This is a genomic window from Solidesulfovibrio sp. (genome assembly GCF_029978005.1).
Lineage (GTDB): Bacteria > Desulfobacterota > Desulfovibrionia > Desulfovibrionales > Desulfovibrionaceae > Solidesulfovibrio.
Genome location: NZ_JARKOZ010000102.1, coordinates 1 through 11,697, shown reverse-complemented (window position 1 = coordinate 11,697; position 11,697 = coordinate 1). Strand labels below are relative to the sequence as shown.

Sequence of the window (11,697 nt, the reverse complement as noted above, 5' to 3'; positions counted from 1 at the left end):
ACGAAAGATTTGTACTATAAATAATCGTATCTTTCAAGTCAGATGGAAAATTATTCTTTGTGACCTGACGGTTTTTCGAAGGAGCGAGGAGCCGACGCGTCTCCGCCTGCCTGGGCTGCCCGTCAGGCCGCTCGGTCGGCCGGTTCGACGGCCCGGAGAGGGGGCCGCCCGCGCGGCGGGAGCGGCGGGCGGCCCTGGCGGCGGCAGGACCGGCGCGGCGAGGGGCAGGACCGGCGCGGCGAGGGGCAGGCCGGCGCGGCGAGGCGCGGGACCGGCGGCGCTTCGTGAAGCGGACGGCCGGGCAGGGGAGTGAGGCGGACCGAAGCGGTCGCCGATGCGGGACGGCGTCCCGCGCGGGGGCGAAAGGCGAAGCGGGGCGCGAGCGGTCGCGCCTCGCCCGACCGGCGCAAAACAAAGGGGCCGGTCGCGCGACCGGCCCCGATTCAGGCTGGATTTTGCATCGTCCGCTCTCGCGGACAGCCAGGCGATACCGGCAAGTAAGTCTCCCCTTCACGGGGTTCCAAGGGGGCGCGCCCCCTTGGCCGCCGGAGGCGTTCCCCTCCGCCTCCTGCGCCCTCTCCGCTACACGTCGATGCCGGCGGCGTTGACGGCGGCCATGCCGCCCTCGACGCTGACGACCCGGTCGAAGCCCATGTGGGCGAGGGTCACCAGGGCCTCGTAGGAGCGCGCGCCGGTGTTGCACATGAGCACGATCTGCTTGTCGCGGGGCACCTCGTCCAGGCGGCTTCGCAGCTGGCCCTGGGGGATGTTGTGCCAGCGGCCGGGGTGCTTCTCCGCCAGCGGCCCGCCTTGCGGCTCCTCGCGGCAGTCGATGATGTAGGCGTCGCCGAGGTCGGACTTTCTCCACAGCTCGCCGAATTCGCTGACGGTGATGCCCGAGTTGCGGCCGGACAGGATGTTGTCCGCCACGTTGGCCACGGTGTTGAGGATGTCCATGGCCGCGGCGAAGGGCGGCGAGTAGGCCACCTCCACGTTGGACACGTCCGCGACCTTGGGCGCGGAGGGCAGCATGGCGGCCACGGTGTTGACCTTGCCGACCACGGCGTCGCCGTTGACGGAAAGGCCTTGGAGGCCCAGCACCCGGCGCGAGCCGCGCTCGGCCACCAGCTCCAGGGACATCAGCGCATGCTCGGGGTAGAAGTGGGCCCGGTCCACGGCCGTGATGTGCGTGGCCACGGCGTCGAGCCCGGCCCGCTTGGCCGCGGCCAGGGTCAGGCCCGTGCCGGCCGCGCCCAGGTCGAAGAGCTTGACGCACCAGGAGCCGACCACGCCCTCGAACCGGGAGTCGCCGCCGGCCAGGTTGTCGCCGATGACCCGGCCCTGCCGGTTGGCCATGGACCCCAGCGGCAGGTAGGCCGGCTGGCCGGTCACGAGGTTTTTGACCACCACGCAGTCGCCGCCGGCGTAGATGTCCGGGTCGGAGGTGCGCATATGGTCGTCCACCACGATGCCGCCGCGCGGGGAGACTTCCAGGCCGCAGGCCTTGGCCAGATCGTCGTTGGGCACGACGCCCACGGACACGATGACCAGGTCGGCCTCGACCGTCCCCTTGTCCGTGACCACGCGCTCGACCTTGCCGTCGCCCTCGATGGCCTGGACCTTCTCGGCCAGGCGGAAGGCCACGCCCTTGTCCTCCATGTGCTTTTGGGCCATGCCGGCCAGCGTCGGGCTGGTCACGCCCGGCAGGATCTGGTCGAAGAGTTCGATGACCGTGACGTCCAGGCCCCACATGTCGGCGAAGGCCACGGCCATTTCGAGGCCGATGAAGCCCGAGCCGATGATGGCCACGGACCCCACTGAACCGCCGGCCACGGATTTCTTGATCGCCTCGGCCGCCTCCAGGTTGTTGACGGCGTGCACGCCCGGCAGGTCGAGCCCCGGGATGCCCAGGTTTCGCGGCGTGCTGCCCGTGGCGATGACCAGCTTGTCGTAGGGGATCTTCTCCTCGGTCCCGGTGACCAGGTTGCGGGCCGTGACGGTCTTGGCCGCGCGGTCGACGGCCACGGCTTCGGTCTGCGCCCGGGCTTCCACGTCCTTGACGTCGTGGAAGAATTCGGGCGAGCGCACCATGTGGAAGGCCGTGGACTGCAGGGCGCTCACGTCGCTGACCTCGCCGGAGACGAAATAGGGGATGCCGCAGCCGCCGTAGGAAATGCGCATGTCGCGGTCGAGCATGACGACCTTGCTGTCCGGGGAAAGCCGCTTGAAGCGGCAGGCGGCCTTGGGGCCAAGGGCCACGGCTCCGATGATGACGACCTGTTGCGGCATGACCTGTCCTCGCGTTTCGTGTTGTTCGACGTTCCACCGACGGCCATGCGTCATGGAACGTCGCGATGCATTTCATACGAACACGGTCGGAATGCCGCGTTGTTGCAGACGCGGGGGCTTTCCCGGGACCGTGTTGGATCGCAGGTAAAGTAGTCCAAAGTCGCGCCTTGTCAATGCCCGGGCCTTGCCGCGACGCGCGCCTGACGGTACCAGGGGGGTGGAGGATCGCTTCTTGGAAACCCGGAAATCCACGCTTTTCATCGTCGCCACCCCCCTTGGCAACCCGTCCGACCTCTCCCCCCGGGCGGCCGGAATCCTCGCCGAGGCGGCCGTGGTCCTGGCCGAGGACACGCGGCGCACGGGGCTTTTGCTCAAGACCCTGGGCATCGCGGCCAGGCGGCTGGCCAGCTTCCACGAGCACAACGAGGAGGCCCGGCTGCCGCAGGTCCTCGGCTGGCTCGGCGAGGGCCTGGACGTGGCGCTGGTTTCCGACGCCGGCACGCCGCTTCTGGCCGACCCGGGCTTTCGGCTGGTGCGCGCCGCCCGGGAGGCGGGCTTCGTCGTCTCGCCCGTGCCCGGCCCCTCGGCCGTGGCCGCCGCCCTGTCCGCCGCCGGCCTGGCTCCCTATCCCTTCAGCTTCCTCGGGTTTCCGCCGCGAAGCGCCGGCGAGGCCCGGGAGCTTTTCGCGAGGTTCGGGGCCACGGGCGCGACGCTCGTCTTCTACGAGCGCAAGAACCGCCTGGCCGAGACCCTCGCCACGGCGCTTTCGGCCCTTGGCGACCGGGAATGCGTCATCTGCCGGGAGCTGACCAAGACCTTCGAGGAGTTCCTGTCCGGCCGGCTCTCGGAGTTCGCCGGCCGGGAGATGGAGCTTCTGGGCGAGGTCACGGTGGTGGTCGGCCCCGGAGGCGGGGAGCGTTCCGAGGCGGCCACGGCCCGGGCCGTGCTCGCCGAGGAGGCGGCGGCCGGGGGCAAGCCCCGCGAGGCGGCCAGGCGCGCCTCGGCGCGGCTTTCGGGATGGACCGTCAAGGAGCTTTATGCCATGCTGGCCGGACGCGCTCACGATTGACAGGGAGAGGGAACGCCGCATGGCCGACGCGCCGCGACCCCATGACGACGCTTACTGCGTGCTGGACGCCGAGGACCGCGAGTACCTGGTCGGCGTGGTCGGCGTGGGTCCGGGCTTCGACACCATACTGGAGATCGTGGCCGGGGACGAGTTCCGCGAATTCCTGCCCCCCATGCACCTGGCCGGCGTGGCCGGCCTGGACCCAGACGACCCCAGACGGCTGTCGCCGCTTTTGCGCGACGTGCCGTTTTTCCCCTCCCACAAGGAACTTTTCGCCCACGCCCCGGACATCAATCTCGTGGTCGAGCTGCGAAGCGGCCTGGACCGCCGCGCGCTGGCCCGGGACATGCCCGTCGGCGCGTCGCTCATCGACAGCACGGCCTCGTTTTTCCTGTGCGCCCTGTCCAGCGCCGTGTCCGTCGGGGCGCACTGCCGCCGCCGCCTGGACCACCAGAAGCTTCTGCTCGAGGCCATCGTGGACGAAGTCCAGGAGGACATCGTCCTGATCGGGACCTCGGGCCGGGTGGTGGACCTCAACCGCAATCTGGCCGCCCGCCTGGGCCGGTCCAAGGACGACCTGATCGGCCGCGACTGCCGGGAGTTGCGCGCCTCGCCCGAGGACCCGCCGCTATGCGACCCTGGCGATCCCCAGGACCCCTTCCACGTCGCCCTGGCCACCGGGGAGAAGGCCGAGCGCCTGCACACGGCCGTGGCCGCCGACGGAAGGCTTCGCTACTACCGCGCCTACGCCTACCCTATCCGCGACGCCTCGGGCCGGGTGGGCCACGTGGTGGTCTTTCGCCGCGACATCACCGACCGCACCGTGGGGGAACTGAGCGCCCGCCAGGCCGAGCGCATCGAGACCGTTGGCCGGCTCTCCTCCTACCTGGCCCACGAGATCCGCAATCCCCTGTTCGCGGCCAGCGGCTTCGCCAGGCGGCTGTCGCGCATGGAGGGCCTGCCCGAGGCGGCCCGGGAAAAGGCCGGCATCGTGGTGGAGGAGCTCACGCGCATGGAGGCCCTGCTCAAGCAGTTTTTGGAGTTCGCCCGTCCCATGGGGGCGGTGGTGGGGCAGGCCTCGGTGGAGAGAGTGGCCCGGGAGGCCCTGGAGGCCGTGGGACTCGAGGCGGAAACCCGGCGCGTGGGGCTCACCGTGGACATCCCGCCCGGGCTGCCGGCCGTGTCCCTGGACCCGGCCCTGCTCAAGCAGTGCCTGGTCAACCTGGTGCGCAACGCCGTGGAGGCCCTGCCCCACGGCGGCGTCGTGTCCGTGGCCGCCGACCGGGACGGCCAGCGGGTGCGCCTGCGCGTGGCCGACAGCGGTCGCGGAGCCACACGCGAACACCTGGAGAACATGTTCAGTCCTTTTTACAAGGGCGACCACTGCGAATACGGGCTGGGGCTGGCCATGGTCAAAAAGGTGGTGGACGATTTCGGCGGCGCGGTGGAGGCGGCGGGGCAGCCCGGCGGCGGCTGCGTCATTACGCTGTATCTGCCGCCGGTCCTGGCCGGGCCGGATGGCCGCGACGGGAGTTGAGCCGGCGCGCGTCGTCCGGTTCCGCCCGCGTGGGGGCGGCGGGCAAGGCAGGATGGCCAAGAAGGCGTCCGAAGTCCCCGGCCCTGCCCGCGCGCGGAGGCGGGCCGGCCCGGGAGCGGGGGAGGAGCAGGCATGGACGGCGATGACGGAAAAAACCTCTTGATCGATCTGGCCCGGTTGCGCGATCGCTTCGACGACGACGAGGAACTCCTGGCCGAGATCTTCCGGGTGTTCGTCGCGGAAGCCCCCGGCCGCCGGCAGGAGTTCGAAGCGGCCCTGGAGCGGGGCGACATGGGCAGGCTGGCCCACCAGGCCCATTCCCTCAAGGGCGTGGCCGCCACCATGTTCGCCGAGCCCCTGCGCCGGGCCGCCTACGCCCTGGAGACGGCGGCCAAGGCCGGGGATGCGGCCGCGGCCGGCGGCCTGACCCAGGCCGTGCTGGCCCTTCTCGTCGACACCTGCGGCCACGTGAGCGGTCTGCTCTGAGCTTGCGGCACGGCGGGGGCGTCGGTCTCCAGTCCTTTTGCAAGTATTTCCAGATGGTTACTTGATGTATTCGTCCATCGGCGCATCCGCTGCGCCGGGGCGATTACGTTTCCGTAATCACGTGCGCAATTTTCGTAACCGGCGACCGTAATCCCGCCTTCTCCCCGCCACCGACCCGCCTTTCGCCTGCCTTTCCCTCCCTGGCACGACAGTTGCTATTCGGTACCCCGCAAGCCCGCCGCCCCGGGGCGCGATGGAAGATATTCACAAGTTATCCCGGGGTGTTGGCGGAGAGCTGCCGCAAAGAGAAAAGTACGACGCCGCGACCGCCGCGCGCGGGCGGCGCAACCAACACCAGGCGACACGTCGCCATACCAGGAGAAGGGGAGCTATGTTTCAGATCGAGGAAGGGCTGGCGGGCGAGAAGATCCTGCCCCGTGTTCGCGCCAAGGGCCGTTACCTGTTCGCCGGCGAGGACAAGTTCTTCATCAAGGGCGTCACCTACGGACCGTTCCCGGAGAATTCCCGGGGCGAGCCTCTCCCCGAGGACGAAACCGTTCACCGCGACTTCGAGCTCATGCGCCGGGCCGGCGTCAACGCCATCCGCGTGTACTACGTGCCGCCGCGCCATTTTCTGGACCTCGCCGCCGAGCACGGCATCCGCGTCATGATCGGCATCCCCTGGCCCCAGCACCTGTGCTTCCTGGATCAGTGGGAGGTCAAGGAAGACATCAAGAAGACCGTGCGGGAAGCCGTCGCCGGCCTGGCCGGCCATCCGGCCATCCTGGCCTGGCTCATCGGCAACGAGATCCCGAGCCACATCGTGCGCTGGCACGGCGCGGGCAAGGTCGAGAAGTTCCTGGCCAAGCTCGCCTCCATCGTGCGCGAGGAAGACCCCGAGGGCATGGTCACCTACGCCAACTACCCCTCCACCGAATACCTGCGTCTGCCGTTTTTGGACTTCCTGTCGGTCAACGTCTACCTGCACGACCCGAAGGCCTTCCGCTCCTACGTCAAGCGCCTGCAGAACGTGGCCGGCGAACTGCCGCTGGTGCTGTCGGAATTCGGCATGGATTCCATAAGGAACGACGAGGCCCACGTGGCCGAGACCCTGTCCTGGCAGTTGCGCGCCGCCTTCGAGCTCGGCGTGTCCGGCACCATGGTCTTCGCCTGGACCGACGAATGGTACACCGGCGGCCACCTGATCGAGGACTGGAAGTTCGGCGTCGTGACCGAGACGCGCAAGCAAAAGCCCGCCTACCAGGCCGTGGCCGACGTCTACCGCCAGAAGCTGCCCATGCTGCCGGAGAACGCGCCGTTTATTTCCGTGGTGGTGTGCGCCTACAACGCCGCCTCCACCATGGACGGCTGCCTGTCCTCGTTCGCCAAGGTGAGCTACCCCAATTTCGAGGTCATCGTGGTGGACGACGGCTCCACCGACGCCACGGGCGAGATCTCCGACCGCCACGCCGCGTCTGCGCCCTACATCCACGTCATCCACCAGCCCAACCTGGGGCTTTCCGCCGCGCGCAACGTCGGCATGAACGCCGCCCGGGGCGAGATCGTGGCCTACACCGACTCCGACTGCTACGTGGACCCGCACTGGCTGCACTACATGGCCTGGGCCTTTGCCGACAAACGCTTCGTGGCCGTGGGCGGCCCCAACCTGCCCCCGCCCGAGGACAACCGCACCGCCGCCTGCGTGGCCGTCTCGCCCGGCGCGCCCACCCACGTCCTTTTGACCGACGAGGTGGCCGAGCACATCCCCGGCTGCAACATGGCCTACCGCAAGGAAAACCTGGCCGCCATCGGCGGTTTCGACGCCACCTACCGAGCCGCCGGCGACGACGTGGACGTGTGCTGGCGGCTCCAGGACCAGGGGCACACCATCGGCTTTTCCGCCGCCATGTTCGTCTGGCACCACCGCCGCAACACCGTCTCGGCCTACCTGAAGCAGCAGAAGGGCTACGGCCGCGCCGAGGCGCTGCTTCTGCCCAAGCACAAGCACCGCTTCAACATGCTCGGCAACTCGCGCTGGGCCGGCCGCATCTACGGCGACATCTCCGGCGCGCTCCTGGCCGCCCGGCCCATCGTCTACCACGGGGCCTTCGGCATGGGGCTTTTCCAGACCCTGTACGAGCCCAAGGGGAGCCTCGCCGCCTACCTGCCGCTGTCCATGGAATGGATGGCCGTGGCCGTGGCCTGCCTGCTGGCCACGCCGCTGAGCCTCATCGCCGGCGGCGTCGGCCTGGCCATGGCCGCCGCCACCATCGCCTTCGTCTCCTACCGGGTGAGCAAGGCCCGGCTGCCCGAGCACCACGACAACCTGGCCTCGCGCCTGACCATCGCCGGCCTGACCCTGGCCCAGCCGGTCCTTCGCGGCTGGACCCGCTACAAGACGCTGTGGGGCGTGCGGCGCGGCGCGGGCGTGGGCGCCTGTCCGTTGCCCATGGCCGAAAGTGCCGCCTGCGACGAAGCCGACCTGCCCCGCGTGGGGCTGCTGCGCCGCCTGGCCGCCACCGGCGGGATTGTCGCCCACCGCATGTCCTTCCACCGCTTCTTCTGGAACAACAAGGGCCTGGAGCGCGACGAACTGCTCGGCTCGGTCATTGGCCTGCTGCGCACCCTCGGCGTCTCCTACGCCCTGGACACCGGCTTCGCCGCCTCCTCGTCCACGCCGCCCTGGGACCTCTCGGTCAAGGCCGGCCGCCTGACCGCCGCCCGGCTGCGCGTGACCGTGGAGAACCACGGCGGCGAGAAGCGCTTCGTGCGCATGGCCGGCTCGGTGCTGCCGTCCGGCCTCTCGGTGGCCGCCCTGGTCGCGAGCCTCGGCCTGGCCGGCTCCCTGGCCTTCTTCCATCCGGTCGCGGCCGCGGCCGCCGGCGCGGTGGCCCTGACCCTGGCCGGGTCCATGGCCGCGGGCCTGTACCGGGCCGCCTCCCTGGTCGCCACCATCACCCAGTACGTGATGGTCACCCGCCCCGGCTGCTCCCTGACCGAACCCAAGGACGAGCGCGTGGCCAAGGTCGTCAAGCCCCGCTCAGCCGAAGCCGAGGCCGAAGTCGCCGCCACGGCCGAGGCCGCCCGGACCGAGTCCGAGCCGGCCGTCGAGACCGAAGCCGCCTAAGTCAGGCAATCGATGCGCCGTCCCTTGCCGAACGAGGCAAGGGACGGCGCATCACGGTTTTTCCGCCCCTTCGGGGGATGCCGGGGACGCCCGGCGCGACGCGGGGAAACCCCGCAAGGACCTTCGCCATGAGCATGTTTCGCACGCTGCTGGGGTATTTGAAGCCGTACAAATACCTCTTCATCCTGGGCCTGGGGCTGGTCGGTCTGGCCAGCGCCATGGAACTCCTCAAACCCTGGCCCCTCAAGCTGGCCGTGGACCAGATCATCGGCGGCAAGCCGTTGGACGTCTTCGGCTGGACGCCGGACCTGGCCGTCTGGACCATCGGCTTCAAGCTCGCCTGCGTGGTCGGCATGCTGGTCGGCGTGCACTTTCTGGTCGGCTTCGTGCAGCTTTGCAACAACTACCTGACCATCCGCATGGGTCAGGACATGGTCCAGGACCTGCGCTGCGACCTGTTCGACCACCTCCAGCGCCAGTCCCTGCTCTTCCACCAGAAATGGCCCACCGGCGACCTCATCTACCGCATCATGGGCGACACCTACGCCGTGCAGACGCTGCTCATGAACGGCGTGTTCACGACGCTGACCAGCTCGGCTCTACTCGTCGGCATGCTGGCCGTGTGCCTGCAGATGGACGTGGAGCTCACGCTCTACGCGCTTTGCGTCATTCCGTTTCTTTTCCTGGCCATCTCGCGCGTGTCCCGCAAGATCGGCGATCTGACCACCGAGACGCACCTCAAGGAGTCGCAAGTCTACACCACCGTGGAGCGCATCTTCTCCTCCATCACCCTGGTCCAGGCCTTCGGCCGGGAAGAGGAGGAGCGGCGTAAGTTCGTGGCCGAGTCCAAGCACTCCTTCGACCGCAAGCTCTCGCTCTACGCCCTGCAGACCGTCTACGGCTGGCTGGTTTCCGGCATCACCGCCGCCGGCACGGCGCTCGTGCTCTACATCGGCGTGCGCCATGTCCTCGAAGGCGCGCTCTCCACCGGCGAGCTGCTGGTCTTCATCGCCTACCTGGCCTCGCTTTATACGCCGCTCAACAGCCTAAGCGACACCGTGGCCGGCATCCGGGCCTCGCTGGCCAGGGCCCGGCGCGTCATGGACGTGCTGGCCGTGGACGAGGCCGTGCCCGAGAAGCCCGACGCCCCGGAGCTGACGGTCAGCAAGGGCGAGGTGCGCTTCGACAAGGTGAGCTTCGGCTACACCCCGGAGAAGATGGTCCTCAACGACGTGAACTTCGTCTGCAAGGGCGGCTCCACCGTGGCCGTGGTCGGCCAGACCGGGGCCGGCAAGACCTCGCTTATAAGCCTTTTGCTGCGCTTCTACGATCCGCAGAAGGGCTCCATCGTCATCGACGGCCAGGACCTGCGCGATGTGTCCCTTAAAAGCCTGCGCCGCCGCATCGCCATCGTGCTCCAGGAAACCCAGCTTTTCCCCATGTCCGTCCACGACAACATCGCCTACGGCAAGAAGCAGGCCACGCGCGAGGAAGTGGAGCGGGTGGCCAAACTCGCCAACGCCCACGACTTCATCGTCGGCCTGCCCGAGGGCTACGACACGGTGCTTGGCGAGAAAGGGGCCAACCTGTCCGGCGGCCAGCGCCAGCGCCTGGCCATCGCCCGGGCGCTCCTCAAGGATTCGCCGCTTTTGATCCTCGACGAGCCCACTTCGGCGCTCGACGCCGAGACCGAGGCGCTGATCATGGAAGGCCTGGAGCGGCTGATGGAAAACCGCACCACCTTCGTCATCGCCCACCGTCTGTCCATGATGCGCCGGGCCGACATGATCCTGGTCATCAAAAACCAGCGCATCCACGAAATGGGCTCCTACGACGAGCTCATGGCCAAAAACGGCGAATTCGCCCGCCTGCACGCCATCCAGATGGGCAAGGGCCGCCCCGAGAAGTTGCCGCCCAAGCCCCTTTGCGCCTAGAACCATCCCGTTCGCCTTTCGCGCGTCCCGCCCGGGCCGGCCGTCCCACGGCCGCCCGGGCCGGGCGCGCCACCGGAAGGCCGCCCGGCGGGCGGCGGCAATACGCCGCGCCCGGGCTCCGTCCTCTTGCCGCAACCCAACCCAGGAGGCTGGCGTGAAAAAGACGACGCGTTTTCGGGAACTGGTCAATGCTCCGGAAATCCTCATGATGCCCGTGGCCCACGACGGGCTGGCCGCCCTGGCCATCGCCGAGGCCGGGTTTTCCGCCATGTCCGTGGCCGGCTACGGCACGGCCGGCAGCCTGCTCGGCCTGCCCGACATCGGGCTGCTTACCTCCACGGAAATGCTCACCCATTACGCCCACCTCGTCTCCCGGGTGGACATCCCGGTCATGGTGGACATCGACACCGGGTTCGGCGACGTCAACAACGTCGTGCGCACCGTGCGCGAGGCGGAGCAGCTCGGCGCGGCGGCGCTGTTCATCGAGGACCAGACTTATCCCAAGCGCTGCGGCCACATGGCCGGCAAGTCCGTGGTGCCGGTGGAGGAATACCTGCCCAAGCTGAGGGCCGCCCTGTGGGCGCGGCGCGACCCCGATTTCGTCGTCATGGCCCGCACCGACGCCGCCGCCGTTTACGGCCTGGACGAAGCTATCCGCCGGGCCAACCTTTACGCCGCTGCCGGCGCGGACATGGTCTTCGTCGAGGCCGTGACCTCCGTCGAAGACATGCGCAAGGTCAACGCCTCGGTGCCCGTGCCGAGCATGGCCAACATGATCGAGGGCGGGCGCACGCCGTTTCTCTCCGCCGCCGAATTGCAGGAAGTCGGCTACGCCGTGGCCGCCTATCCTTGCGCCTCGGTCTTCACCGCCACGCGGGCCTTGCGGGCCTGGGCCGGACACCTTAAAGCCCATGGCACCAGCGCCGGCTTCGCCGGGCCGGACACCATGGTCGATTTCGAGGAATACTTCCGCTTCATCGGCGCGGCCGACATCCGCGAACGCGAGAAGCTGTTTTTCGGAGCCAAGGAGTAGGAGGGGGGATGCCTCCGGCGGCCAGGGGAACCTTTTTGAAAAAAGGTTCCCCTGGACCCCTCCCAAAACTTTCGGCGGGCTTCGGCCGCCGGGTGATGGATTTCTTGTAGGCCGCAACACGATAACGCCCCCCCCTTGAAAGTTTTTCGGGAGGGTGGGGGTCCGGGGGAGGGAACCCCATTTTTAAAAAATGGGTTGCCTCCCCCGGGTTCCCTACGAGGT

General features: G+C 68.8%; 7 protein-coding genes. 6 read left to right on the top strand and 1 reads right to left on the bottom strand.

Translation table 11 applies throughout. The features are described 5' to 3' along the window. Positions 1-582: 582 nt before the first annotated feature. Positions 583-2,289 carry an FAD-dependent oxidoreductase gene (locus Q1K70_RS11975; protein WP_300159739.1) on the bottom strand — a complete coding sequence of 569 codons (1,707 nt, stop codon included), beginning with the start codon at positions 2,287-2,289 and terminating at the stop codon, positions 583-585. Between the two features lie 232 nt (positions 2,290-2,521). On the opposite strand from Q1K70_RS11975, the gene rsmI reads away from it, so the two are divergent. The 6 genes from rsmI to Q1K70_RS11945 all read left to right on the top strand — a co-directional run bounded on the left by rsmI (position 2,522) and on the right by Q1K70_RS11945 (position 11,475). Then, positions 2,522-3,358 carry a 16S rRNA (cytidine(1402)-2'-O)-methyltransferase gene (gene rsmI / locus Q1K70_RS11970; RefSeq protein WP_300159736.1) on the top strand — a complete coding sequence of 279 codons (837 nt, stop codon included), beginning with the start codon at positions 2,522-2,524 and terminating at the stop codon, positions 3,356-3,358. A 19-nt stretch (positions 3,359-3,377) separates the two neighbouring features. Continuing rightward, positions 3,378-4,895, top strand: coding sequence for an ATP-binding protein (locus Q1K70_RS11965; RefSeq protein WP_300159733.1), 1,518 nt, complete (start codon positions 3,378-3,380; stop codon positions 4,893-4,895). 132 nt (positions 4,896-5,027) lie between these two features. Next, positions 5,028-5,381 carry an Hpt domain-containing protein gene (locus Q1K70_RS11960; protein ID WP_300159730.1) on the top strand — a complete coding sequence of 118 codons (354 nt, stop codon included), beginning with the start codon at positions 5,028-5,030 and terminating at the stop codon, positions 5,379-5,381. A gap of 391 nt (positions 5,382-5,772) precedes the next feature. Beyond that, positions 5,773-8,508 carry a glycosyltransferase gene (locus tag Q1K70_RS11955; RefSeq protein WP_300159727.1) on the top strand — a complete coding sequence of 912 codons (2,736 nt, stop codon included), beginning with the start codon at positions 5,773-5,775 and terminating at the stop codon, positions 8,506-8,508. Between the two features lie 128 nt (positions 8,509-8,636). After that, positions 8,637-10,442, top strand: a complete 1,806-nt coding sequence (locus Q1K70_RS11950) for an ABC transporter ATP-binding protein (RefSeq protein WP_300159725.1) — start codon at positions 8,637-8,639, stop codon at positions 10,440-10,442. Between the two features lie 154 nt (positions 10,443-10,596). Then, positions 10,597-11,475 carry an oxaloacetate decarboxylase gene (locus Q1K70_RS11945; protein WP_300159722.1) on the top strand — a complete coding sequence of 293 codons (879 nt, stop codon included), beginning with the start codon at positions 10,597-10,599 and terminating at the stop codon, positions 11,473-11,475. The last annotated feature ends 222 nt before the right edge of the window (positions 11,476-11,697 follow it).